The sequence below is a fragment of the Mongoliimonas terrestris genome (genome assembly GCF_001927285.1).
GTDB classification, from domain to species: domain Bacteria; phylum Pseudomonadota; class Alphaproteobacteria; order Rhizobiales; family Pleomorphomonadaceae; genus Chthonobacter; species Chthonobacter terrestris.
This window is the reverse complement of sequence record NZ_MSIG01000003.1, coordinates 362,837-385,966: the sequence shown is the minus strand read 5'-3', so window position 1 is coordinate 385,966 and position 23,130 is coordinate 362,837. Positions and strand designations below refer to the sequence as shown.

At 70.6% G+C, this 23,130-nt stretch carries 23 protein-coding genes and 1 tRNA gene; 5 read left to right on the top strand and 19 right to left on the bottom strand.

The features are described 5' to 3' along the window. Both BUQ68_RS06270 and BUQ68_RS06265 read right to left on the bottom strand, forming a co-directional pair. On the bottom strand, positions 1–519 hold the full coding sequence (locus BUQ68_RS06270) for a TRAP transporter small permease (protein ID WP_075215062.1): 519 nt from the start codon (positions 517–519) through the stop codon (positions 1–3). A 172-nt stretch (positions 520–691) separates the two neighbouring features. Then, positions 692–1,666 carry a C4-dicarboxylate TRAP transporter substrate-binding protein gene (locus BUQ68_RS06265; protein ID WP_075215061.1) on the bottom strand — a complete coding sequence of 325 codons (975 nt, stop codon included), beginning with the start codon at positions 1,664–1,666 and terminating at the stop codon, positions 692–694. A gap of 121 nt (positions 1,667–1,787) precedes the next feature. Between BUQ68_RS06265 and BUQ68_RS06260 the strand changes: the two genes are divergently transcribed. From BUQ68_RS06260 to BUQ68_RS23600, 3 genes are all read left to right on the top strand, one after another. Continuing rightward, complete coding sequence (locus tag BUQ68_RS06260; protein WP_075215060.1) at positions 1,788–2,498, top strand: GntR family transcriptional regulator; 711 nt, start codon at positions 1,788–1,790, stop codon at positions 2,496–2,498. Between the two features lie 73 nt (positions 2,499–2,571). Then, positions 2,572–3,582: an SDR family oxidoreductase gene (locus tag BUQ68_RS06255; protein ID WP_075215059.1), complete on the top strand. Its 1,011-nt coding sequence runs from the start codon at positions 2,572–2,574 to the stop codon at positions 3,580–3,582. A gap of 48 nt (positions 3,583–3,630) precedes the next feature. Beyond that, on the top strand, positions 3,631–3,807 hold the full coding sequence (locus BUQ68_RS23600) for a hypothetical protein (protein WP_175577748.1): 177 nt from the start codon (positions 3,631–3,633) through the stop codon (positions 3,805–3,807). Positions 3,808–3,826: 19 nt separating this feature from the next. Here the strand turns inward: BUQ68_RS23600 and BUQ68_RS06250 are convergent, their stop codons facing one another. From BUQ68_RS06250 to BUQ68_RS06200, 11 genes are all read right to left on the bottom strand, one after another. Then, complete coding sequence (locus tag BUQ68_RS06250) at positions 3,827–5,374, bottom strand: L-lactate permease (protein WP_075215058.1); 1,548 nt, start codon at positions 5,372–5,374, stop codon at positions 3,827–3,829. A 198-nt stretch (positions 5,375–5,572) separates the two neighbouring features. After that, the gene (locus BUQ68_RS06245) at positions 5,573–7,153 is read right to left on the bottom strand and encodes a PQQ-dependent sugar dehydrogenase (protein ID WP_075215057.1); all 1,581 of its coding nucleotides are present in this window, start codon (positions 7,151–7,153) and stop codon (positions 5,573–5,575) included. Then, complete coding sequence (locus BUQ68_RS06240; protein ID WP_075215056.1) at positions 7,143–7,607, bottom strand: DUF2231 domain-containing protein; 465 nt, start codon at positions 7,605–7,607, stop codon at positions 7,143–7,145. Before BUQ68_RS06240 ends, BUQ68_RS06245 begins: the two co-directional genes overlap by 11 nt. Positions 7,608–7,735: 128 nt before the next feature. After that, positions 7,736–9,007: an extracellular catalytic domain type 1 short-chain-length polyhydroxyalkanoate depolymerase gene (locus BUQ68_RS06235; protein ID WP_075215055.1), complete on the bottom strand. Its 1,272-nt coding sequence runs from the start codon at positions 9,005–9,007 to the stop codon at positions 7,736–7,738. A 26-nt stretch (positions 9,008–9,033) separates the two neighbouring features. Further along, positions 9,034–9,438 carry a CopG family transcriptional regulator gene (locus tag BUQ68_RS06230; RefSeq protein WP_095407295.1) on the bottom strand — a complete coding sequence of 135 codons (405 nt, stop codon included), beginning with the start codon at positions 9,436–9,438 and terminating at the stop codon, positions 9,034–9,036. Positions 9,439–9,750: 312 nt separating this feature from the next. After that, positions 9,751–10,689, bottom strand: a complete 939-nt coding sequence (locus BUQ68_RS06225) for an acetamidase/formamidase family protein (protein WP_075215054.1) — start codon at positions 10,687–10,689, stop codon at positions 9,751–9,753. Positions 10,690–10,719: 30 nt separating this feature from the next. Next, positions 10,720–11,412, bottom strand: coding sequence for an urea ABC transporter ATP-binding subunit UrtE (gene urtE / locus BUQ68_RS06220; protein WP_075215053.1), 693 nt, complete (start codon positions 11,410–11,412; stop codon positions 10,720–10,722). A 3-nt stretch (positions 11,413–11,415) separates the two neighbouring features. After that, on the bottom strand, positions 11,416–12,138 hold the full coding sequence (locus BUQ68_RS06215; RefSeq protein WP_075215052.1) for an ABC transporter ATP-binding protein: 723 nt from the start codon (positions 12,136–12,138) through the stop codon (positions 11,416–11,418). After that, entirely contained in the window at positions 12,135–13,250 is a 1,116-nt protein-coding gene (urtC, locus tag BUQ68_RS06210) for an urea ABC transporter permease subunit UrtC (RefSeq protein ID WP_075215051.1), read from the bottom strand. Before urtC ends, BUQ68_RS06215 begins: the two co-directional genes overlap by 4 nt. Beyond that, positions 13,247–14,860, bottom strand: a complete 1,614-nt coding sequence (urtB, locus tag BUQ68_RS06205) for an urea ABC transporter permease subunit UrtB (protein ID WP_075215050.1) — start codon at positions 14,858–14,860, stop codon at positions 13,247–13,249. Before urtB ends, urtC begins: the two co-directional genes overlap by 4 nt. A gap of 118 nt (positions 14,861–14,978) precedes the next feature. Beyond that, positions 14,979–16,229 carry a transporter substrate-binding protein gene (locus tag BUQ68_RS06200; protein WP_075215049.1) on the bottom strand — a complete coding sequence of 417 codons (1,251 nt, stop codon included), beginning with the start codon at positions 16,227–16,229 and terminating at the stop codon, positions 14,979–14,981. A 280-nt stretch (positions 16,230–16,509) separates the two neighbouring features. On the opposite strand from BUQ68_RS06200, the gene BUQ68_RS23595 reads away from it, so the two are divergent. Continuing rightward, on the top strand, positions 16,510–16,878 hold the full coding sequence (locus BUQ68_RS23595; RefSeq protein WP_075215048.1) for a transposase: 369 nt from the start codon (positions 16,510–16,512) through the stop codon (positions 16,876–16,878). A gap of 14 nt (positions 16,879–16,892) precedes the next feature. Here BUQ68_RS23595 and BUQ68_RS06190 read toward each other — a convergent pair whose 3' ends face one another. The 3 genes from BUQ68_RS06190 to BUQ68_RS06180 all read right to left on the bottom strand — a co-directional run bounded on the left by BUQ68_RS06190 (position 16,893) and on the right by BUQ68_RS06180 (position 19,814). Next, entirely contained in the window at positions 16,893–18,200 is a 1,308-nt protein-coding gene (locus BUQ68_RS06190; RefSeq protein ID WP_075215047.1) for a DUF2254 domain-containing protein, read from the bottom strand. Between the two features lie 228 nt (positions 18,201–18,428). Continuing rightward, on the bottom strand, positions 18,429–18,956 hold the full coding sequence (locus BUQ68_RS06185; RefSeq protein WP_075215146.1) for a DUF421 domain-containing protein: 528 nt from the start codon (positions 18,954–18,956) through the stop codon (positions 18,429–18,431). Between the two features lie 153 nt (positions 18,957–19,109). Then, on the bottom strand, positions 19,110–19,814 hold the full coding sequence (locus BUQ68_RS06180) for a superoxide dismutase (protein WP_083656332.1): 705 nt from the start codon (positions 19,812–19,814) through the stop codon (positions 19,110–19,112). Positions 19,815–20,238: 424 nt separating this feature from the next. Between BUQ68_RS06180 and BUQ68_RS06175 the strand changes: the two genes are divergently transcribed. Next, complete coding sequence (locus BUQ68_RS06175; RefSeq protein WP_075215046.1) at positions 20,239–21,219, top strand: calcium/sodium antiporter; 981 nt, start codon at positions 20,239–20,241, stop codon at positions 21,217–21,219. A gap of 190 nt (positions 21,220–21,409) precedes the next feature. On the opposite strand, the gene BUQ68_RS06170 is transcribed toward BUQ68_RS06175, so the two are convergent. From BUQ68_RS06170 to BUQ68_RS06160, 3 genes are all read right to left on the bottom strand, one after another. Continuing rightward, positions 21,410–21,486, bottom strand: a tRNA-His gene (locus BUQ68_RS06170). Between the two features lie 268 nt (positions 21,487–21,754). Beyond that, a complete protein-coding gene (locus BUQ68_RS06165) occupies positions 21,755–22,273 on the bottom strand; it encodes a phasin family protein (RefSeq protein ID WP_075215144.1) in 519 nt (172 codons plus the stop codon). Between the two features lie 305 nt (positions 22,274–22,578). Beyond that, complete coding sequence (locus BUQ68_RS06160; protein WP_075215143.1) at positions 22,579–22,989, bottom strand: phasin family protein; 411 nt, start codon at positions 22,987–22,989, stop codon at positions 22,579–22,581. Between the last annotated feature and the right edge of the window lie 141 nt (positions 22,990–23,130).

The following is a 23,130-nucleotide window of genomic DNA, read 5'->3' as shown; positions in this document are numbered from 1 at the left end:
TCAGAGCTCCAGCACCGGCTCGGCGTCGCGGTCGATCGCGGTGCGGGTGTAGACGAGCGCCCCCTCGGCGCGGCGGCGCCAGGCGAGGACCATGTTGTGGATCAGCGATCCGGCGATGAGCAGGGAGCCGACCGGCACCGCCACGGTGACCCAGGCGTAGGAGAGCGTGCTGTCGCCGAACTGGCGCTCCAGGTTGAGGAGGGTGAGCTCGACGCCCTTCTCGGCAAGCACCAGCAGGAAGAGGATGACGACGACCGACGAGACCATCTCCACGGCGAACTGGCGCCGGTGGCCGAGGCGCTTGGCGATCACCTCCATGCCGAGGTGGGCCTTCTGGCGCATGGCGCGGGAGGCGCCGAAGAAGCAGAGCCAGATGAAGAGCAACTGGGCAAGGTCCACCGACCAGGTCAGCGGGTAGCCGAAGAACCGCATGATGGCGGCGACGAACACGAGGCCGGTGATCGCCGCGAGCAGCACCGCGCAGACGCCTGCCTCCAGCAGCGAAAGCCGCTTGAGCATGAGTTACCTCCCCTTCGGGATGGATGGTCGGCTGGTTGGACCCGCCGCCGGTCGGGGCGGAGCGGCGGCGGGTCCGGGTGTCCGGGATCGGCGCCGGGTGGCGCCGGACCTGGACGGAGGGTGGATCGGCGAAGGGGCGGATGGAACGCGCGGCCCGGCTCCGCCGCCGGCTTCACTGGCTGGCGATCGCCTGCAGCTCGTCGCGCAGGTCGCCATAGCCGAGCTTGTCGTAGACGCCGGCGGTGGCGGACTTGAAGGGCTCCAGGTCCGGCGTGGTGACGGTCATGCCGGCGGCCACCAGATCCGCCTCGATCTGCTGAAGGGCGTCGCGGGTGCCGTAGGACGCCACGTCGCCGGCCTTCAGGGCCTCTTCGCGGAGGATCGTCTGCAGCTCGGCCGGCAGGCTGTCGAACCACGGGCCGCTGGTGACGACGCCGGTGATGAGGTTGATGTGGCCGGTCTTCGTCACGTGCTTGGTGACCTCTGAGAGCTTGGCGCCGAGGCCGGCCGGAAGCTGAGCCTCCACCGCGTCGATGACCTTCTGCTCCAGGCCGGAGTAGACTTCCGAGAAGGGCATGGGAGTCGGCGTGGCGCCCATGGCGCTGACCGTCTCCACCCAGACCGGCGCGCCGGGCGTACGCATGCGGACGCCGGCGAGGTCGGCCGGGCCGGCGACGGGCGTGTTGGTCCACAGGTGGCGCTCGCCCTGCCACCAGTTGAAGGAGAGGACCTGATGGCCGGAGCTGTCGTGGAGCGCCTTCACCCAGGTCTCGAACACCGGCGAGGTGACGATCTTGCGCATGCCGTCGTAGCCGGACGCCAGGTAGGGCGCGCCGAGGACGCCGAACTCCTTCTGGAAGACGGCGAGACGGCCGCCGTCGACGACCACGGCCACCGGGGCGCCGGCGCGGGCCTGTTCCAGCACGTCCTCGTCGGCACCGAGCTGGGAGTTCGGGAAGAGCTTGATCTCCAGCGCGCCGTTCGACCGCTCGGCGACCTGTGCCTGGAAGGACTCCAGGCCCTTGTAGAGCGGGTCGGTGGTGGTGAGCGCGGTGTTGATGCTGAGGGTGTAGTCGGCGGCGAGCGCCGGCGACGCCGTCATGGCGAGTCCGAGCGCGACCAAGGACGAGACGATCCGGTGTTTCATGGTTTTCCTCCCCAGGCGATGACGCCACGGGTCATTACGCGGTTGACGCGACCCGTGACCGTGCGGCTGACTCCTCCCGCCGCTTCCCAATACGCTAGTATGGTAGTATAGGACTGTCAACATGGCGACCACGTTCCAACTCTCCACGCTCCACGACGCGCCCCCGCAGACCCGGCGGTCGACCGTCAGCGGGCGCGTGTTCGAGGTGGTGCGGGAGGCCATCATCCAGCTGCGCTTCAGCCCGGGGAATCCGCTGTCGGAGGCCGACGTGGGGCGCCAACTGGGCGTGTCGCGCCAGCCGGTGCGGGAGGCCTTCATCAAGCTCGCCGAGGTGGGGCTGGTGGAGATCCGGCCGCAGCGGGGCACCTTCGTGCGGATGATCTCGCGCCGGGAGGTGGCGAACGCCCGCTTCATCCGCGAGGCGATCGAGGTGGCGATCGTCCGCAAGGCCGCAGTCGAGGCGGCGCCGGCGAGCCTTGCCGGGCTCGACGGTCTGATCGAGCGGCAGCGCGCCATGGCGGCGGCCGGCGACCACGGCGGCTTTCTCGCCCTCGACGAGTCCTTCCACCAGACGCTCGCCCACGCGGCCGACTGCGACGACGCCTGGCGGGTGCTGGAGGGGCTGAAGGCGCAGATGGACCGCGTCCGCTTCCTGTCGCTGCCCGACGCGACGCCGCTGGAGGCGCTGATCGAGCAGCACGCGGAGATCCTGGCGGGCGTGCGCGCCGGCGCCCCCGACCAGGCGGAGGCGGCCATGCGGCGGCACCTCTCCGAAATCCTGATCTCCCTCCCCCGCCTCGCCGCCGCCCACCCGGCCTTTTTCGCGGACTGATCCGGGCCGGAACAGGACCGGCGCGTCGGCCGTTTCGAAGACAGTGTTGCTTCGAACCGAAGATCGGCTCCCCATGCCCGACATGCCGCCCGCCGTCGTCGTCACCGGCGCCTCCGCCGGTCTCGGCCGCGCCATCGCCCGCCGCTTCGCAAGGAGCGGCTGGCGGGTGGGCCTGATCGCCCGCGGCTTGGACGGGCTGGAGGGCGCGGCCGCCGATGTGCGGGCGCTCGGCGGCGAGCCGCTGGTGCTGCAGGCCGACGTCTCCGACGCGGAGGCGGTGTTCGCCGCGGCGGACCGTGCGCGGGCGACCTTCGGGGCGATCGACGTGTGGGTGAACAGCGCCATGGCGACCGTTGTCGGGCCGGTGGAGACCGTGACGCCGGCCGAGTTCCGTCGGGTGCACGAGGTGACCTATCTCGGGCAGGTGCACGGCACGATGGCGGCGCTCCGCCACATGCGGCCGGTGAACCGGGGCACGATCGTGTCGATCGGATCGGCGCTCGCCTACCGGTCCATCCCGCTGCAGGTGCCCTATTGCGCCGCCAAGGCGGCGACCCGCGCCTTCGTGGAGGGGGTGCGGAGCGAGCTCAGCCACGGCGGCAGCGCCGTGCGCGTCTCCATGGTGCACATGCCGGCGATGAACACGCCGCAGTTCGAATGGGCGCGCACCCACATGGACGCGGCGCCGCGGCCGGTGGCGCCGGTGTTCCGGCCGGAGGACGCGGCGGACGCGGTATATGACGCCGCGCGCTCGGGGCCGCGCGAAATCTGGGTCGGCGGGTCGACCGCGCAGGCGATCGTCGGCGAGATGGTGATGCCGGGCCTCCTCGACCGCTATCTCGGCAGCGTCGCCTGGGACGGCCAGATCGACAGCCGGCGGCAAGCCGACCGGCGCGACAACCTGTTCGAGCCGGTGCCTGGCGACCACGGCGCCGACGGCCCGTTCGGCGACGAGGTGAAGCCGGCGCCCTGGCGGTTCGACGCCGCGATGGTGCGGATCGCCGGCGCGGTGGGGGCCGCGGTCATCGCCGGCGGCCTCGTCGGCGCGCTGACATCCGCGGTCCGCAGCGGCCGGCGCCGCTGACGCGGGCCGCCCCCTCCCTCCCTCATCCTTCACATCCGGAGCCGACCGATGCCCATCCTTCTTTTCATCCTCATCGTGATCCTGATCGCCCAGATCGGCTTCTGGGACACCCTCGGCGCCCTCTTCGGCGCGGTCGGGGCGCTGATCCTCTTCGTGCTGATCGTCGCCGCCATCATCGGCGTGGGGGTCAACATGGCCGTCCGGCGGGCCCGCCGCCGGCTCTGACCGGCCGCGCCTCTGCGAATCAAAGGCTGACGATCACGAAGGTCAGGACGCCGCCGGCGAGCGCGTAGAGCGCGCAGGCCACGAGCGTGCGCTTCAGCACCTCCCCTTCCCCGCCCTTCAGGCCGACGGTCGCCGCGCCGGCGATGATGTTGTGCGGGCAGACGATGTTGCCGACCGCCGAGCCGAAACCCTGGGCGGCGATGATCCAGAGCACCGGCAGGCCGAGGGCGGCGGCGGTGGCGGCCTGGAAGTCGGCGAAGAGGATGTTCGAGGCCGTCGACGACCCGGTGACGAAGGTGCCGAGGATGCCGATCAGCGGCGCGAGCAGCGGCCACGCCGGTCCGAGATGGGCGGCGGCGGCGGAGGAGAGGGCGTCCACCATGCCGGCGTGCATCATCAGCCGGGCGATGCCCAGCATGGCAAAGAGCGCCAGCACCACGAGCGGCAGGCGGAGAGCCGCCGCGCGCGCGGCCCCGGCGAGGTCGCCGGCACCCCGGCCCTGCAGGAGGCCGCCGAGGAGGAAGCCGGCGAACAGCAGGGTGCCGGGGTGGTGGAGGGGCTGCACCGTGCCGCGGAAGGTGTCGGCGATCGTCCAGGAAAGGGTCACGCTCCGGGTGAGCGCCTGAAGGTCCGGCACGAGACGGGTGGCAAGCACGAGGACGAGCAGCACCAGATAGGGCGCGGCGGCGCGGACGAGAACGCCGGCCGGCGGGCCGTCGGCCGGGGAAGCGCCGGACGGGGCGGCGTTGGCGGCGGTCTTCGACGGCCTCGACCGCCAGCGGACAGCCGCGGCGAAGGCGAGGCCGCCGAGGAGCGCCGCCGCGACGGTCGGCAGTTCGGGGCCGACGAACCACGCGATGGCGAGGAAGGGGACGAGGAAGGCGGCCGCCGCGAGCGTCGCCCAGCCGATGACCGGCCGCCGGTTTGCGCCCGGCATGGCGGCGCCGGCGATCCGCACCACGAAGACGAGCAGGATCCAGCCGAGGAGGCCGTGCATCAGCCCCATGGCGGCGGCGATCGCGGCCGGATCGAGTCCGGAGGCCGCCTCCAGCGGCACCACCGGGGTTCCGACCGCCCCGAAGGACACGCCGGCCGCGTGGCCGATCAGCACCAGCGTCACCGCCGCCACCGGCTGGAAGCCGAGGGTGACGAGGAGCGGGGCGGCGAGCGCCACCGGCGTGCCGAACCCGGCGACCCCCTCCATGAAGAGGGCGAAGAACCAGGCGACCAGGAGGGCGAGGATGCGCGGATCGTCCGACAGGCGGGCGAGCGCGGCGCGAAGCGTGTCGAAGGCGCCGCCGCGCACCTGCGCCTCGTAGATGCAGAGGGCCGGGAAGATGATCCAGATGACCGTCGCGGTGACGAACCCCGCCTCGGCGAACGCGCCGGCGAGCGCCACCGCCCGGCCGCCCTCCCCGGCTACAGGCGCGCCATAGCCGAAGGCGAAGAGCGCGATCGGCACCGTGACCGCAAGGGCGGCGCCGCCGGCGAACGCGGCGGTCCAGCGGAACGCCGTCATGGTGATCAGGATGAGGAGGATGGGCGCGGCGGCAAGGAGGACGGGCACGGGCGGGCGGAGACCATCAGGGAGGCGGGACCGGCGGTTCGCCCCATCCTGGCAGCCCGATGCCGGCCTGGATACTCCGTGCGCCGCCGGATGCGCCCGCGCGACGGTCGGTGTTGACCCGCTCCTGGCGGAGCGACGGGCGGCTCCGACCGGACGACGCGCGAAGTCCCGCGTGATTGAGACTCCGCGCGTCTGGCGTCAGGGCTGCGGGGCGGGCGCGGCCGGGGACGGCGGCAGCACCGCCGGGGCGACCTCCGTCTGGGCGGGCGTCGTCCGCCCGGCGTCGTCGGCCGGCGGGAGGGCCGCGCCGTCCGGGGCGGCTGCGCTGTCCGGCGCAGGCGGGGTGGTGGCGCCGGTCGCGGGCGCGGCGCCGGCGGGCGGTTCGGTGGCGGGCGTCGCGGCGACGCGGTCGGAGCCGATCGGCTCAGGCGTCACCGTGCCGTCGGCGGCGGCGACGCGCCAGACCGTGTTGCCGGCATCGTCGGCGATAAGGAGCGCGCCGGTGCCGTCGATGGCGACGCCGACAGGGCGGCCGCGCGCCGTGTCGCCGTCAAGGAAGCCGGTGACCACGTCCTGGGCCATGCCGGCCGGGCGGCCGTTCTCGAAGGGCACGTAGACCACCTTGTAGCCGTTGAAGGCGGAGCGGTTCCAGCTGCCGTGCTCGCCGATGAAGGCGCCGTTGGCGTAGGGCTCCGGCATGGCCGAGCCGTTGGAGAAGGCCAGGCCGAGGGCGGCCACGTGGCTGGAGAGGGCGTAGTCGGGCTTGATCGCCGCCGCCACCATGTCGGGCCGGGGCGGATGGACCCGCTCGTCCACATGGTCGCCGAAATAGCTCCAGGGCCAGCCGTAGAAGCCACCGTCCACGACGGAGGTCATGTAGTCCGGCACGAGGTTGGGGCCGAGCTCGTCGCGCTCGTTGACGACCGTCCAGAGGACGCCGGTCTCCGGGTGGATGGTGAGGCCGTTGGGGTTGCGCAGGCCCGAGGCGAAGACGCGCGCGGCGCCCGTTTCCCGGTCCACCTGCCAGATGGCGGCGCGGCCCTTCTCCGCCTCCAGGCCGCGTTCGGCGGCGTTGGAGTTGGAGCCGACGGAGGCGTAGAGGAAGCGGCCGTCCGGGCTGAGCGCCAGGTCCTTGGTCCAGTGGTGGTTGATCGGGCCGCCGGGGAGCGGCGTCAGCACCGTCGGTTCGGCGGTGATCTCGGTCTGACCCAGCTGGTAGGGATAGGTCAGGATGGCGTCCGCCGCGGCCACGTAGAGCGTGTCGTCGGCCCAGGCGACGCCGAAGGGCGAGTGGAGGCCGGTGAGGAGGTCCACCCGCTCGTCGACCTGGCCGTCGCGATTAGGGTCGCGGAGAAGCGTGATGAGGTTGCTCTCCTTCTGCGGCCCGCCGCCGCCCTGGGCGAACGACATCACATAGTCGCGGATCACGTCCTTCGGGCGCGGAAGCGGCTTGCCGGAGGGGCCGCGCGACTGGACGACCAGCACGTCGCCGTTCGGCAAGGTGTGCACCGTGCGCGGGTGGGCGAGGTCGGCCGCGTAGGCGGTGACGACGAGGCCGTCCGGGACGGTCGGGGTGGCGCCGTCCGGCCAGCCGACCACCTCGGCGATCTTCATGTCGGGGAGGAGGCCGGGATTGGGCTCCGGCAGCACCGGGTCGGGGCCGATCTGGCTGGTGACGTCGAAGTCCCCGCCCTCCTCGTTGCAGGCGGCGAGCCCGAGGGTGAGGACGGCGGTGGCGGCGAGGAGCGCGGCGCGGCGCGCCGAAAGATCAAAGGTCATGGTCGCGGACTCCGACACCGTGGACGTGGACGAGCGAGGCACCGAGCCAGGCGGTGACGAGGAGCACCAGCACGGTGAGGGCCGAGAGGATCAGCCCGGTCGGCACCACGGCGGTCCAGCCGTCGGCGGCGTGGACGAGGTTGTTGAAGAAGGCGAGCACCAGCGCGATCACGTTACCGATGGCGTGCGGCCAGGCCGGGCCTTTCGCGCGCACCTCGCGGCGGGCGAAGTCGATCGCGCCGAAGAGGCCGGCGGCGACGCCCGTGACCATGCCGGCCAGAAGCAGCCAGGCGGAGAACTCCACCCACATCAGGTGGCCGGTCTGCCAGTAGACGATGTCGGTGACGAGGGCGAGGACGAAGCAGACGATCGGAAACGGCACCAGCATCGCGTGGATGGGGTGCCCGGCGATCGAAGCTGTCGATCGTGGATTGTGGTGTCGGATGGAGGACATGACGGCCTTTCCCGGTGTGGGGGTCCCCGGGGTAAAAGGCCGGCGTCCGGTTTTGTTCCGGCAGGAGATGCCGGGGCGCGTCGGCGGCACCGGGCTCGATGGCCCGGCGCCGCCGAACACCGGATGGCTCAACCGGCGCGGTTGGCGGCGGCGGGCTCGCGGAAGAAGCGCATCATTTCCGCCGATGCGTCCGGGCCGGCCGGATCGGTGTAGGACCCGGCGGCCGCCCCGCCGGACCAGGCGTGGCCGAGGCCGTCGAGGATCCAATGCTCCGCGGCGGCGACGCCGTCCGCGGCCCGGTGGACGACGCGGGTGAAGCCGCGCCCGGCGGCGCTGGTGCCCTTGGCGCGGTCGACCGACGCGGCGCCGATGGCGCGGGCGGCGACGATGGCCTCGCCGTTGGAAGGGTGCACGGTGCGGTCGGCGGTGCCGTGGAAGACGATGAGCCGCGCCGTGGTGCTGCCCTTGGACGCCGGCCTCGGCTGGCCGGTGCCGCCCATGGCGGCGAAGGCGGAGGCGACGTCGGACGCCGATCCGGCCGGCAGGCCCGAATGGATGCCGGCGGCGGCGAACACGTCCGGGTAGGCCTCGGCGAGGATGGCCGCCATGGCACCGCCCGCCGACAGGCCGGCCACGTAGACGCTGTCGGCCGGCACGGCGAACTCGTCCGCCACCGACCGGGCGAGAGCCGCCAGGATGGCGGGCTCGCCGGCGCCGCGGACCTGGTCTCGCGGGCTGAACCAGTTCCAGCAGGACGACGGGTTGGCGGCGGACAGCTGGCCCGGATAGACCACGATCATGCGCTCGGCCTCGGCCTTGGCGTTCATGCCGGTGCCGACGGCGAAATCGTCCGGGTTCTGCTTGCAGCCGTGCAGCATGAGGACGAGCCCGGCCGGCCGGTCGCCGGCGGAGGCCGGGATGTAGACCCGGTAGGGCCGCGCGCCCGCCGGGCAGGTGAATTCGCGGGAAAGATACTGCGCGCCGGGCGGCACGTCCGGCGTCGCCGCCGGACCGCGGACGCCATCGGCCAGACCTTCGAACAGGCGCTTCGCGCCGGCAAGGCCGCGCACCGTTTCGGCGAGCGAGCGGCGCAACGCCGGACGGGCACGGCCGAAGGCGGCGGGCTTGGCAGCGGCGGGGTTCGCGGCGGGGGAACTCGAAGCGGCGGGGTTTGTGGTGACGGATCTTGCGGCGGCGGGGCGGTTCACCTCGGTGGCGGTGAGGTCGAGGACGTCCGGGGCCGCCACCGACGGGTGGGCCGCGGCGTCAGCGGACGGTTCACCGGCCGGAGTGCCGTGGCCGCCGAGGGCGGCCTGGATGGCGCGGGTCGCCTCGGCGAGGTTGCCGGCGCGGGTGAGCGATGCGGCACGCTGCATGGCGGCTGCGAACAACTGTGTCATGGGATTTGATCCTGGTTGGGACGGCGTCAGCGGATGCGATCCGCCAGGGCTGCCCGGATTTCGGACGGCGCCTGGAGGGCGCCGAGAACAGTCAGGGAGCCGATCGCCGCCAGGGCGAGATCGGCCGTCACGTCGGGGGCGATGCGGGCGAGGCCAACCACGTGGAGGGTCAGCTTCTCGCCGCCCGCCCGCGCGGCTTCCAGTTCGGCACGGGTGATGTCGCGAAGGCCAAGCTCGAACGTGCTCCGCTCGATGGACCGGGCCAGCACGTCCGCGTGGGCGGTCAGCTGGTTGCGGATGGCGGTGCGGATGAAGTCGGACCGGTTGGAGTAGAAGCCGTCCCGCACCATGAGGTCGATCCGGCCAAGGTCGACGTAGCCGAGGTTGATCGTGATCTTCTCCGAGTCCTCAGTCTTCTTCATGGGGGTCATGCGCCAAACCATCCGTTCGCCATCCGTCTGGATGGTATATGGAGGGTCCGAAGTGACCCCGCAAGGGGTAGCGCAGATGAAGGGGGCCGAGCGCTGCCGGTCGCCCTCCCGGGCGCCTCCCGTCAACGGCGGGTGGCCCGGATGGCTCCCGTCCGTTCCGGGATGGCCGCTATGCGGTGGATCGGGTGCTGGCGCCCGCAAGGCTCACCGACCTGACGCCGGCCGGAATGGCCGGCGTGCAGAGACGAAGAACCACGCCGCCCCTTGCGGGACGGCGTGGTTCCAGGTCTGCGCGGACGGCGGGGCAATGGGTCAGAGCAGCGATTTCGCCAGCAGCATGTGGATGCCCTTGTTGCCGTCCACCATCTGGGTGACCCTGAGGTTCCCGGCGAGCGAGCAGAGCATGTAGGCCTGGTTGCGTGTGAGGTTGGTGCGCGAGCAGACGTGCGCCACCATTTCGCGGACCGCCTGCTTGACCGCGTCGTCCAGGTCCTCGTCGAGGCCGATCGACATCAGGTGGTCCTCGGTCTCGGCGAAGGGCCAGGTGAAGCCGAGGTCCTTGCGCACCGTCAGGCGGAAGGTGCCGGTGACGCCGGTCTCCAGCGCCGTGATGCAGACCTCGCCGTCGCCCTGGACCCCGTGGCCGTCGCCCGCGTAGAAGAGCGCGCCTTCGTTGTAGACGGGCAGGTAGAGCGTGGTCCCGGGCTTCAGCTCCTTGTTGTCCATGTTGCCGCCGAAGCTGCGCGGAACCGGCGAGCCGCAGCGGCCCCAGGCCGGCGGCGGCGCCACGGAGATGATGCCGAAGAAGGGATCGAGCGGGATCTCGGTGCCCCACGGCATGGTGCAGACGCCGCGCTCCGCGTCGATGGTGGGGTGGATGGTCTCGTAGTCGGTGAACTCGTCCGGCAAGGTGCCGAGCAGCGGCAGGATGGCGACGAAGCCCCAGTCCATCCGCGTCTTCACCTCCAGGATGTCGATCTGGAGCACGTCGCCCGGCATGGCGCCCTCCACGTGGACCGGTCCGGTGATGAAGTGCGGGCCCGGGCCCTGGCTCATGGTGTCGAGCGCGGTCCGGTAGTCGGCCGGCACGATCGAGGCATCGGGCGGCAGGCTCTCGGGGCCGCCGGCCGGAAAGGAATGAAGGGTCACGGTGTCGCCGGATGCGACCCGCAGGACCGGCTTGGTGGTGCTGTCGAGATAGCCCCAGACCATGTTTTCGGTCGTGGCGGGGATCTCATGATGCCGCGGCATTGCTCAACTCCAGCATTCGGATGGGAAAGGTCAGACGGCGATGTGCCGGGACAGGGCGTCCCGGTCGATCGCCCCACGGTCGGCCGTCTCCACCACGGTACCCCGTGACATGACGACCACCCGGTCGGCGAGACTGATCGCGAAGTCCAGGTACTGCTCCACGAGCAGGATGGAGATGCGGCCCCGGAGGCCGGCGATGACGTCCTCGATGAGGCTGACGATGGAGGGCTGGATGCCCTCGGTCGGCTCGTCGAGGATGAGGAGCTTGGGGCGGGTGACGAGCGCCCGGGCGAAGGCGAGCTGCTGCTGCTGGCCGCCGGAGAGCGCCCCGCCGCGCCGCTTCCACATCTCCTTCAGGATGGGGAAGAGGTCGAGCGCCTCCTCCACCGCCCCGGAGGCCTTGGTGCCGTGGGCGCGGGCCGCGGCGAGGATGTTCTCGCCGACGGAAAGGTCGCCGAAGATCTCGCGGCCCTGGGGCACGTAGGCCATGCCGCGGCGGGACCGGACGTGCGACGGCAGGTCCACCACGTCCTCGCCGGCAAGGCGGATGCTGCCCCGGGTCGGCGCAAGCACGCCCGTCAGGCACTTCAGAAGGGTCGTCTTGCCGGCGCCGTTGCGGCCGAGCACGGCCACGCAGCCGCCAGAGGGGACGGAGAAGCCCACGGACCGGAGGACCTGGGCGCTGCCATAGTGCTGATCGAGGCCGTCCACGTCGAGCTGCATCGTTCACCGTCCGAGATAGACTTCGATCACCCGGGCATCCGCCCGCGCGCCGGCCATGGAGCCCTCAAAGAGCGTGCGGCCCTCGTGCAGCACGGTGACCCGGTCGGCGATGGTCTCCACGAATCCCATGTCGTGCTCGACCACCACGATCGCCCGGTCGGGGCGCTTCAGGGAGCGCACCAGGGCGGCGGTCTTCTCGGTCTCCTCGTCGGAGAGGCCGGCGACCGGCTCGTCGAGGAGGAGCACCTTGGGGTCGCCGCCGAGCACCATGGCGATTTCGAGCCACTGCTTCTGGCCGTGGGAGAATTCGCCCGCCTGACGGTCCGCCTCGTCGGCAAGCCCGACCGCGTCGAGGAGATCGAGCGCCCGCCGGCGCACCTCGGCGGCCGGGGCGGTGCGGCGGAGGCGGCCTTCCACACCGACGGCGACATTCTCGGCCGCCGTCAGGGCATCGAACACGCTCGGCTTCTGGAACTTGCGGCGGACGCCGCTGCGGGCGATCAGCGTCTCGCTCGCCCGGGTGATCTCCAGGCCGCCGTCGAGGACGACGCGGCCGGCCTTCGGGCGGGTGATGCCGGAGACGACGTCGAGCACGGTGGTCTTGCCGGCGCCGTTGGGGCCGATGACGCCGCGGATCTCGCCGTAGTCGATGGCGAGCGACAGGCGGTCGATGGCCCGGAAGCGGCCGAACTCCACGCTGATGTCGTCGATGAGGAGGGCGCTCACGGGCCGGCCCTCCGTGGATCGAGGCTCGCCACCCCCTCCCGCCGCATGCGGGCCTTGAGGGCGCCGAAGCCGCGGGAAAGGTCGAGGAGGCCGTTCGGAAAGACGAGGACGACGAGGACTATCAGCGCCGAGAGGATGAAGGGCCAGACGTCCGGCGCCGCGAAGGAGAGCCAGAACTTCAGCGCGTTGACGAGCACGGCGCCGATCACCGCGCCGACCAGGTGGCCGCGACCGCCGATGGCCACCCAGACGGCGATCTCCAGGGAGAGCTCCGGGGAGAGGATGCGCGGGTTCACGATGCCGACCTGGGGCACGTAGAGCATGCCGGCGATCGCCGCGAGGAGGGCCGAGACCACCCAGACGCCGGTCTTCAGCACGATGGTGTCGTAGCCGAGCGAGCGGAGCCGGACCTCGTCGTCCCGGGTCGCCAGCATCAGCCGGCCGAGGCGGCCGGAGACGAGGGCGCGGGTGGCGACAAGGCCGAGCGCCAGCACGACGACGGAGGCGAGCGCCAGCACGGCGCTCGCGGTCTCGGTGCCCATGCGCAGGCCGAAGATCACCGAGAAGCCGGTCATGCCGTTGTTGCCGCCGAAGCCGGTGTCGTTGCGGAACATGAGGAGCATGGCGGCGTAGACGAGCGCCTGGGTGATGATGGCGAAGTAGACGCCGCCGACTCTCGACCGGAACGACACCCAGCCGGTGACAAGGGCCACCACGCCGGCAAGGACGAGCGCGACGGCGAGCGCGTACGGGAAGACGCCGAGGCCGGCCCAGTAGGCGGGGAATTCCTTCCAGCCCATGAACTGCATGAAGTCCGGCACGGTGCCGGTGGTCTCGAAGCTGTGCATCAGGAGATGCATGGCCATGACGTAGCCGCCGATGGCGAAGAAGAGGCCGTGGCCAAGGCTGAGGATGCCGAGGTAGCCCCAGATGAGATCGAGCGCGAGAGCCAGGAGCGCGAAGGCGGCGAGCTGGCCGATGATGTTCACCAGGAAGCCCGAGGGGCCGACGCCGGCGAGGGTGGCGACCAGGAGGGCCGCGGTGACGGCGAGCGCCGCCAGGGTGAGCGAAAAGCCGGTGCCGCCGGAGGAGCCGAGGAGGGAGCGGATCATTTGCGCCGGCCCGCCACCGTGAAGAAGCCTTCCGGGCGCCATTGCAGGAAGGCGATGATGAGGGCGAGGACGATGACCTTGGCGGCCACCGCGCCCCAGATCGGTTCGATCAGGACGTTGATCTGGCCGATCCCGAGGGCGGCGATCACCGTGCCGGCGATGGACCCGACGCCGCCGAGGACGACGACCATGAAGCTGTCGATGATGAAGTTGGTGCCCATCTGCGGGTTGACGTTGTAGATCGGCGACAGCGCCAGGCCCGCGAGCCCGGCGAGCCCCGACCCGAAGCCGAAGGCCAGCATGTCGACCCGGCGGGTGGGGATGCCGATGCAGCCGGCCATGTCGCGGTTCTGGGTGACGGCGCGGATGTCGAGGCCGATTCCGCTGCGCCGGATCAGGAACCAGGTGCCGGCGAGCGTGAGCGCGGCGAAGCCGATGGCGAACAGGCGGTTCCAGGTCATGATGAAGTCGCCCACGATGGCGATGCCGCCTGTGATGTAGAAGGGCGTTTCCATCTGCAGGTTCTGCGTGCCGAAGCCGACGCGCACGAGGTTGATGAGGAAGAGGCTGACCGCCCAGGTGGCGAGGAGGCTCATCAGCGGCCGCCGATAGAGGTGGCGGATCAGGCTCGCCTCGAGGGCGATGCCGATGAGCGCGGTGACCAGGAAGGCGAACGGGATGGCGATCACCAGATACCAGTCGAGAAGACCCGGCAGGAGCGCGCGCAGCCCCTCCTGGACCACGTAGGTCACGTAGGCGCCGATCATGATGAACTCGCCCTGGGCGAGGTTGATGACGCCCATCAGCCCGAAGATGATGGCAAGGCCGATCGACGCCATGAAGAGGATGCTGGCGAAGCTGAGACCGTTGTAGAGGGTGGCGGCGGCGTTGCCGATGGCGATGGCGCCGGACACCTTGGCGGCGGCGGCGTCGACCGCGGCGGCGAACGCCGGCTCGGACGCGTAGGCCGGGTCGGCCCGCAGCGCCTCGATCTCGGTCAGCACGCGGCGGTTCTCCCCTTCGGCGAGCCGGGCGACGGCGGCGACCCGCTTGTCGATGTCGGTGCCGTAGAGGCTGGCGAGGTCGGCGACCGACGAAATCCGGGCGGCAAGCGCCGGATCGGGCTCGCGGCCGGCCGCGGCGGCGAAGAGGTCGGCCGGCACGTCGGCGGCGGATTTCGCCAGGACCTCGAGCGCGGCGGCACGGGCGGCCGCGTTCGGCGCGGCGAGGAGCGCCAGGGCGGCGGCGAGGCGCTCGAACTTCGCCCGGTTCTTGAGGCTCACCACCGGGGCCTTGCCCTTCGGCAGGGCGGCGAGCGGCGCGCCGGTCGCAAGGTCCACGGCGCCAGTATCGGCCTTGAGGGCCACCGGGTCAGTGGGCGCGGCGGGGCAGACGAGCTTCTTGGAGAGGAGACCGCCGATGGCCGCGTCGGCGAACGCGAGGTCGTCCGGCGAGAGGGTCGGCGTAGCGGAAAGCAGACGGTCGGCGGCCTCGCCGGACGCGGCGGCGTTTCCGCAGAGACCGCGGAGCGTCGGGTCGCGCTCCAGGGGCGCCGCCCCGGCGGCGGTGGCAAAGATCAGGCCGATGAGGACGGCGGCAATTCGCAACATGACCCAGGCGATCCGGAGGGCGGACGGAGGGCGCCGAGGCTGGCGCCCTCCCCTTTAGACCTTGTCAGCCGAACGGGCTGAACGGGCCGTGTCAGCCGAAGGGGCTGAACGGGCCGTGTCAGCCGAAGGGGCTGAACGGCACGGGCTTCGGCGTGTCCTCCGACTGCCAGAGGATGTCGAAGCCCTGGGCCTCGTTGACGGAGCCGATGAAGACGCCGCGCGACACGTAGTTGTTTTCCGCCGTCATGGCGATCTTGTAGCCCGACGGGCAGTCGAAGCTGAGCCCGTCGAACGCCTTCGTCACCTCCGGCACGTCGAACGAGCCGGCCTTGGCGGCGGCCATCGCCCAGAGGTGGACCGAGTCGTAGGCCGACACCATGGGGTCGATCGACACGTCCGCCCGGTAGGGGACGGCGTTCTTCTCCACATAGCCCTTCCAGTCGGCGAGGAACTTCTCGTTCGCCGGACCTTCGGCCGCCTGCAGGTAGGCCCAGCAGTTGAGGTGGCCGACGAGCGGGGCGGTGTCGAGACCTTCCAGGTCCGCTTCCACAACGTCGAGGCCGAGCACGGGGACGTCCGTCGCCTTGATGCCCTGGTTGATGAACTCGCGGAAGAAGTCCGGGATGGACGAGCCGACGCAGGTGAGGATCACCACCGGCTGGCCGCCCTCCTCGTCCGCGAAGGCGCGGATCTGGTTGACGAGGGTCTGGAAGTTGGAGAAGCCAAGCGGGACATACTCCTCCTTCCAGGCGGTCTCGGCGATGCCCTTGCTGGCGAAATAGCCCTTCAGCTGCTTGTTGATCGTGCGCGGCCACACATAGTCGGAGCCCAGCATGAAGAAGCGCTTGGCGCTGACGCCCTCGTCGCTCATCAGGTAGTCGACGGCGGGCAGCACCGAGGAGGCCGGCGGCGAGTTGACGTAGACGACGTTCTTGGAGTTCTCGTCGCCCTCGAAGTGCAGCGGGTAGAAGAGAAGGCCGTTGCTCTGCTCCACGACCGGCAGCACGGACTTGCGCGACACCGACGTCCAGCAGCCGAACAGGGCGGCGACGCCCTCCTGCTGCAGCATCTGCTTGCCGATCTGCGCATAGAGCGGCCAGTCGGACGCCGGGTCGGAGGTCAGCACGTCGATCATCTTGCCGTTGACGCCGCCGGCCGCATTGATTTCGTCGGCAGCCATCTTCACGACAAAGTTGAGACGCCCCTCGATATTGGCCATGGTGCCGGAAGACGAGAAAAGGCAGCCGAGCTTGACGGTATCGGCGGCCCGCGCCGACCGGATGATATTTGGCGCCGACAGCGGAAGTACGAGACCTGCACCTGCGACACCGGCAGCCTTGATGATTGAACGACGCGTAAAGTTGGTCATTGCCGAACTCCTTCTGCGACCTGCCAGATGTTTTCTCTTTGGAGCCCTTGGTTCAAATCCAAATGTCGATCAAAGCGGCATGCATCTGCTCAACTTTGAGGCACCCATGCGCCGAAGCGTCAGTTCTGCCATAATAGCCGGCACGCGCCCTGCTTCGGCCGAGCCGAAATCGGCCGGCGGGCGGTTTCCATGGCCCAGTGTGGGGGCAGGCACGCCGCTTGCTTCGTGCATGGGCGGGATTTGGCAAGTTCGGCGGACAACGATCCAGAGGGGCCCTGACGTGAAGAAATCCCGGCATTCCGAAGACGAGATCCTGACGCTGCTCGACGAGGCGCGGCGCGGCATTCCGGTGGAGTCGATCTGCGCCACGGCGCACATCTCGGAGCGCACCTTCTACCGGTGGAAGAAGCGCCTGGACGGCGTGACGCCGAACGGCCTCGACCGGGTGGTGAAGCTGGAACGGGAGATCGCCCGCCTGAAGCGCCAGCTCTCCATGCGCGATCGGGTGGACCCGGCCAGCCTGTCGAAGGACCCGCGCCGGACGGCGCCGTCCCGGCCGGACATCGGCGGCCCGTTCGTCGGCGCCAACGGCGATCGGAGCCAGGGTGCCCGGACCGGCCGCTTCTCCCACATCCGCGCGGGTCGCTGAGGCGGCCGGGCGTTTCAGCGCGTTCGCAGCGAGAGCGCGCTTTCATAGGACGCCTCGAAGTCGGCCCGGTCGTTGGGCTCCTGGATCACCCGGTCGGCCGCACGCCGGACCATGTGGAGGTGCTTGAGGAGGACGCGGTCGTGCGCCTCTGTGCGGGCGATGCCGATCAGCTGGCCGAGGCCGTCCGCGAGCGCGATCAGAACCGCCGCGTTGCCGTCCGTGCTCGAGGCCTGACGGATCTGGTTGAAGGCCGCGTCCACCAGTCCCTCGAGGGTCGGCGCATTGGCGAGGATGCGGACCTCTCCGGCGTCGTCCCTGAGAAGGGTGCGATCCGGCGGATCGCCCGCCATGATGCGCTCCACGGCCTCCTCCAGCCGGTGAAGCGCGGTGGTGGCGGTGAACGGGTCGTTGATGCCGGGCGACAGCGCGCGGACGGCGATCTCCACCAGCTGGCGGATCGCGTATTCCACGTCCTGGGTGGCGGTGCGCTGGGACCCGATGAGGAAGGCGGACCGGATCGCGGCTTCCGCCTCGTCCGAAACCGGCTGGTCGCTGCGGACTCGGACCACGGTCGCCGACGAGAGCACGAAATGGCCGGCCCTGACGTCGATCTCCAGGATCAGGCTGCTCTTGGCGGCCTGGCGCAGCAGCCGCTCGTACTCGATCACCTGCACATAGCCGCTCCGCCCCAGCGACAGGGCGCTCCGGACCGCATGGTTGGCGAGCGCGGGCGGCGCGGCGCCCTCGCCGTCCTTGGCGCGCGGCATGGCGTCGACGGCCGCGATCAGGTCCACGGCGACCTCGTTGATCACCGTGTCGGCCACGATGGACCGGGCCACTTTGTGCACGTGGAAGAGGAGCGCAAAAAGGCAGAGGCCGACGAGCGCGGTCGCCACCGTGACGGCCACCGCCGGGACGCTCTCCGCATGGACGCTGCGCAGCACCACCAAGAGATAGACGATCGTGCCGAAGAAGAGCCCGATGACCGCCTGGATCTGGCGGTCGCGGATGAAGTTCCAGATCAGCCGCGGGCCCAGCTGGTTGGCGGCGAGCGACAGCACCACCATGGTGATCGAGATCACCAGGGACGCCATGGTCATCATGCCGGAGAGAAGCGTGGAGAGGAGGCCGCGGGCGGTCTGGGCGTCGCCGCCGAAATACCACCAGGCCTCCAGGTCGGCGAACAGCGTGAGGTCGTCGAGCTGCGTGATCGCCCGGGCGAGCACGGCGGCGGCGGCGCTCATCAGGGCGGGGATCAGCCAAAGCCGGCTGCGGATGGAATCGAAGGCGCTGCGGAGCCGGTCGAGATGGCCGCTGATCATGGTCCGAGCCCTTCCTGGTCGCCGCCGGTTCGTCTGGCGCCGGCGGGGCGAAGGCCGGCCTGACGGAAGTCCGGCCGGCGGGCCGACGTTCCCGGGCTGAAGCGCGATCGTAACGGGGTCGGGGCTTTTCGCCGGCAGGTCGGCTCCGCCATTGGGGTCGGGGAAGGCCGAACCGTTCGTTCCATGATCAGCGCGGCTTGATCGGCTTGCGCCCGAACGGGTTTGGCCTCAGGCGGTCTCGGCGCGCGAGACCGCGTCGGACTTGACGCCCGGCAGGAGGCCTGATCCCCGGCCCTCCGGCACCACGCTGAAGCTGCCGTCCGTCTCCAGGACGACGAAGCGGATGCTGTCCAGCGACGGGTGGCCCTGCGAGCGGACGGCGGCCAGCACCTCCTCCTCGGTGACGCGCTCGGCGCGAAGGGCGACCGGCAGAAAGCCGCCGCCGCCATAGAGGAGGCGCGGCTCCGACTTCACGAAGGACTGGAAGCGCGGCGAGCGCACGGACGCCCAAGCGACCGCGTATTGGAGGCCGCAAAGGAGCGCGAAGGCGAGCAGGCCTTCGGCGAGCGCGACGTCCTTGCTGAGGAGGATAGTAGCGAGGGTGGAGCCGAGCGCCACGGTCACCACCAGGTCGAAGGCGTTCATCTTGGAGAGCGTGCGCTTGCCGGTGAACCGCAGCAGCGCCACCAGCCCGACATAGGCCAGGGTGCCGACCACGATCACCCGCCCGAGTTCACCCCATCCGTCGAAAAACATCCGGCCGTCCTCCGTCCGCCGGCCGGCGGCCTGCCCGCGTCCGGAAAAGCCCCGCGGCGGCGGGGCATTCAGGACCAACCCAGGCGTTGGGCGCGGTGTTCCCTCGTCGGGTGGCGTAGCGCGGATGACGGGGCGGCGCGGGTCCCCGAACGCTCAGCCGCCGGCGGCGTGCAGGCGGTTGACCTCGGACCAGTTCACCACGGTCCACCAGGCGTCGAGATAATCCGCGCGCCGGTTCTGGTAGCGCAGGTAGTAGGCGTGCTCCCACACGTCGACGCCGAGGATGGGCCGGCCGCGCACCGGCGCCACATCCATCAGCGGGTTGTCCTGGTTGGCGGTGGTGGTGATCCTGAGGCCGTCGTCGGTCATCACCAGCCAGCCCCAGCCGGCGCCGAACTGCCCGGCGGAGGCCTTGGCGAACGCGGCCTTGAAGTCGTCGAGCGAGCCGAACGCCCGCTGTAGGTCGGCCGAAAGGGCGGCGGAGGGATCGCCCCCGGTGCCAGGCGGCGCCATCAGCGTCCAGAACAGGCTGTGATTCCAATGCCCGCCGCCATGGTTGCGGATCACCGGCGGCAGCGTCGACACGCGGGCGAAAAGGGCTTCCAGGGACTCGCCGGCCAGCGCCGGCTGTTCGGAGAGGGCTGCGTTCAGCGTCTTCACGTAGCCGGCGTGATGCCGGCCGTGGTGGATCTCCATGGTGGCGGCGTCGATCGCGCCCTCCAGGGCATCGAACCCGTAGGGCAGATCCGGGAGGGTGTGGGCCGGCGCCGTGGCGCGGGCCCTCGGCAGGCCGGCCCAGGTGACGGCGGCGGCGGCGCCGGCGATCAGGGCCCGGCGTGAGAGGACGTTTCCGGTCATGGCTGGTCTCCCGGTCTGGTGAACGAAGCGACAGTCACATCATGGAAATTTAATACATCACACGGGAAAACGCCTCCTCAGGTCGGGTGATGACCGGCGGCAAAAGCGCCCGATGCGAGCGGCGCTAGACCTCTTTTACAGGTCCCGGCGCGGGCTGCGGGCGGCCCGGTGTGTCGGGCGGACCGGTCGCGGGGGCAAACTCGGGACGTCAGACACCTGGAAAGGTGCCCAACGGGTCGTTATCGTCGTTCATGAAGGGCGAAGGTCGAGATGCCGCACGGCGCCGGCTCGAGAACCCGACTAGAGAACTGAGCCGAACGCTTCAGGCCACACCCGCCCATACGCCTTCCGCAGCCAGTCTGAGGGAGCGGGTGAGACTTGCGGCACCCGAGACCCTGGCCTGCGGGCCGAGCCGAGAGGCACGATGGACACCTTTCTTCCCCTTCTCGGCGGCCTCGTGCTTCTGATCGTCGGCGGCGAACTTCTGGTCCGGGGAGCGGTCGGCGTGGCGACGCGGCTCGGCGTCTCGCCGCTCGTCATCGGGCTCACCCTCGTCGGCTTCGGAACGTCGACCCCTGAGCTGGTGACCTCCGTGCAGGCCTCCCTCAGCGGGTCGCCCGGCATCGCCTACGGCAACATCGTCGGCTCCAACATGGCCAACGCACTGCTGATCCTCGGCGCCTCGGCGGCCATCATGCCGATCGCGGTGCAGTCCAAGGCGCTGAAGCGGGACGGCGCGGTGATGCTGGCCGTGACGCTCCTGTTCGCGCTCGCGGCCTGGTTCGGTGTCATGAACCGGCTGGTCGGGGCGCTCTTCCTTCTGGCGCTCGTCGGCTACATCTACCTCGCCTTCCGCACGGAGCGGACCACCGAGGTGGTGGACCACGGCGCGGTCTACGACAAGAGCGCCGCCGCGCAAGGTGCCGACGCCGCCTTGGTGCCGGACCCGGCCCGTGGCGGCTCCGTCGTCGTGTCGCTGCTCGTCGCGCTCTTCGGGCTCGCCCTGGTGGTCGGCGGCGGCTATTTCCTGGTGGACGGGGCCGTCAGCCTGGCGCGCGACTTCGGCATCTCGGAAACGGTGATCGGCCTCACGATCGTGGCCGTCGGCACCTCCATGCCGGAACTCGTCACCTCCCTGGTGGCGGCCGTGCGCAAGCAGGCGGACGTCGCCTTCGGCAACATCATCGGGTCGAACATCTACAATCTCATCGGCATCGGCGGCACGACGGCCCTCATCGCGCCCGCGCCCGTGCCGGCCGAGATCATCGGCTTCGACATTCCCGTGCTGATCGTGATCTCCCTCCTCGTCATCCTGTTCGCCGCCACCGGCCGCAGCATCGACCGGCGCGAAGGCATCGTGCTGGTGGCCGGGTACGTGCTCTACACGGTCCTGATCTGGCCGTAAGGCCGGAAGGCGGTCGCGGGAGGACCCGTCGCCGCCTTCATTCAGAGCGTGCGGAGATCGGACGAGGCGCTACACGTTGCGCGGCGGCAGCGTCGGCACGGACGGGGTGAGGGCGGTGGGCGCCGCGGCAGCGGCGACCGTCGGCGCGGCCTTCGGGCCTGACGGAGAGACGGTCGTTCCGGGCGGGAAATGGTACAGCTGCCCCGGCTCGAACGGGGGACCTTCGGAGCCACAATCCGACGCTCTAACCAACTGAGCTACAGCTGCTTGTGCAAAAGCGAGGCGGAACCTAGTGGGATCCGGGACGCATTGCAAGTCCAAAAGGAACGGCCCCGAGGCACCGCGGATCTCGGCCGTTCGGGGCGCTCCCCTGCCGCCGGAACCGCCACGTGGCGGCCGGCGGATCCAACAGAAAAGCCCCCGGCGCGTGGGCGCCGGGGGCTTGATGACGGTCGTCGGGCGGGTTGCGGCGGCGTCCTTGAGGAGCGCCGGGGCGCCCCCTCCGTCGCGGCGGCGGCGACCCACCGGAGGCGCCTCAGGCGGCCTTGAACATCTTGGTGAAGGCTTCCTTCATCGGCTGCTGGGTCTCGGCCGAGTACTTGGCCATGAGCTCCTGCATCTCCTTGGCCTGGGCCGACAGCATGTCGAACTGCTGACGGGCGAAGCTGGTCTGCAGCTCGATGATCTCGGCCACGGTCTTGACCGCGAGCACGTCCTTGGCGAAGCGGAAGGTGGCGTCCGCGTTGGCCTTGGCGGCCTCGATGGCCTTGGCGTTCAGCTCGACGAAGCCGTTGCGGGCGGTCTCGAACTGATCTTCCATCAGGTCGGTCGCCTCTTCGGCGGCGGCGCGCATCTTCTCGTACTGCTCCTTGGCCTGCTTGACCGACTTCTCAGCCACGTCCCGGAACACTTCCGGCATCTCGACCGGCGCCATCGTGAAGGCCTCCGGCATCTCGGGCTTCGGGGCGGCGGCGAGCTTGGCCGCGCGCACGGTCTTCTCGGCAATGTCCTTCACCGGCTTGGCCGGGGTGATCTTCTCGACCTCATCAACCATGGCGTTCTCCTTCCGCGTCATGCATCCGGGATCGGAAGGGGACACCCATTGGCCTCGGGGTCGTTCCGATCGCTCACGGACATATAGGTCAACCTATGCTGCAATGCAACATTTCCCCACGGCACAAATAGTCTAATAGCCGTTCGGAGGCTGTTTACCGCGCCGGACGGCCGTTGGCGGGCGGGATCGACAGCCTGCCGGTTCCTCTGCGGACGGGGCGGATCGGCACCGTGCCGGCCGTGCGGGCACGGGCGCGTGGACCGCTCCGAACGGCCGGCGGCGGGCCGCCGGCCGGGTGGCGTGCCTCAGCGGTCGAACGGTTTGGTGAGATCCTGGGCGGTGCGGATGGCGCCGTCGCCGAGCACCCGGGCCTGCCGGCCCATGCGCTGCATCTGGGCTTCCACGAAGGCCTTCTGGATGGCCGCGGCCTCGCCCGGGTCCTTGGCCTTGGACAGCTGCTCGACGAGCGCGAAGGCCGCCTCGGCGGTGGCGCCGGCGTAGTCGAGGGTCTCGCGGGTCATCTCCTGCAGGTTCGACTGCAGCGTGGCGGCGTTGGTCTCCATGCCGCCGATCGCCTTCTGGGCCATGCCGAGCACGTCCTCGAAGGCCTTGCGGGCCTGATCCACCGACTGCTCGGCGGCGACCCGGAAGCCGGCCGTCGGGTCGACGCCGTCGGTCGCTCCGGTCCCGGCGCCGGTGCGTTCGTTGTTCGCCATGATCGTCTCCTGTCCTCCCGGACCGATCAGGGCCTGATCGGCCGCGCCCAAGTTCACCACGTTCGGCCGAGCCTGGCAAACGGGAAGCGCGGGCCATTCGTCGATCCTCGGGGCCGCCGTTAACGCTACGGCGAGGCGGGC

Coding starts and splice junctions, on each gene's coding strand:
- BUQ68_RS06270 (WP_075215062.1), bottom strand. CDS start 519: ATGCTCAAGCGGCTTTCGCTGCTGGAGGCAGGCGTCTGCGCGGTGCTG.
- urtE (WP_075215053.1), bottom strand. CDS start 11,412: ATGCAGCTCGACGTGGACGGCCTCGATCAGCACTATGGCAGCGCCCAG.
- BUQ68_RS06160 (WP_075215143.1), bottom strand. CDS start 22,989: ATGGCGAACAACGAACGCACCGGCGCCGGGACCGGAGCGACCGACGGC.
- BUQ68_RS06260 (WP_075215060.1), top strand. CDS start 1,788: ATGGCGACCACGTTCCAACTCTCCACGCTCCACGACGCGCCCCCGCAG.
- urtB (WP_075215050.1), bottom strand. CDS start 14,860: ATGTTGCGAATTGCCGCCGTCCTCATCGGCCTGATCTTTGCCACCGCC.
- BUQ68_RS06180 (WP_083656332.1), bottom strand. CDS start 19,814: ATGACCGGAAACGTCCTCTCACGCCGGGCCCTGATCGCCGGCGCCGCC.
- BUQ68_RS06235 (WP_075215055.1), bottom strand. CDS start 9,007: ATGACACAGTTGTTCGCAGCCGCCATGCAGCGTGCCGCATCGCTCACC.
- BUQ68_RS06190 (WP_075215047.1), bottom strand. CDS start 18,200: ATGATCAGCGGCCATCTCGACCGGCTCCGCAGCGCCTTCGATTCCATC.
- BUQ68_RS06200 (WP_075215049.1), bottom strand. CDS start 16,229: ATGACCAACTTTACGCGTCGTTCAATCATCAAGGCTGCCGGTGTCGCA.
- BUQ68_RS06225 (WP_075215054.1), bottom strand. CDS start 10,689: ATGCCGCGGCATCATGAGATCCCCGCCACGACCGAAAACATGGTCTGG.
- BUQ68_RS06230 (WP_095407295.1), bottom strand. CDS start 9,438: ATGACCCCCATGAAGAAGACTGAGGACTCGGAGAAGATCACGATCAAC.
- BUQ68_RS06245 (WP_075215057.1), bottom strand. CDS start 7,153: ATGACCTTTGATCTTTCGGCGCGCCGCGCCGCGCTCCTCGCCGCCACC.
- BUQ68_RS06265 (WP_075215061.1), bottom strand. CDS start 1,666: ATGAAACACCGGATCGTCTCGTCCTTGGTCGCGCTCGGACTCGCCATG.
- BUQ68_RS06255 (WP_075215059.1), top strand. CDS start 2,572: ATGCCCGACATGCCGCCCGCCGTCGTCGTCACCGGCGCCTCCGCCGGT.
- BUQ68_RS06165 (WP_075215144.1), bottom strand. CDS start 22,273: ATGGTTGATGAGGTCGAGAAGATCACCCCGGCCAAGCCGGTGAAGGAC.
- BUQ68_RS23600 (WP_175577748.1), top strand. CDS start 3,631: ATGCCCATCCTTCTTTTCATCCTCATCGTGATCCTGATCGCCCAGATC.
- urtC (WP_075215051.1), bottom strand. CDS start 13,250: ATGATCCGCTCCCTCCTCGGCTCCTCCGGCGGCACCGGCTTTTCGCTC.
- BUQ68_RS06185 (WP_075215146.1), bottom strand. CDS start 18,956: ATGTTTTTCGACGGATGGGGTGAACTCGGGCGGGTGATCGTGGTCGGC.
- BUQ68_RS06175 (WP_075215046.1), top strand. CDS start 20,239: ATGGACACCTTTCTTCCCCTTCTCGGCGGCCTCGTGCTTCTGATCGTC.
- BUQ68_RS06240 (WP_075215056.1), bottom strand. CDS start 7,607: ATGTCCTCCATCCGACACCACAATCCACGATCGACAGCTTCGATCGCC.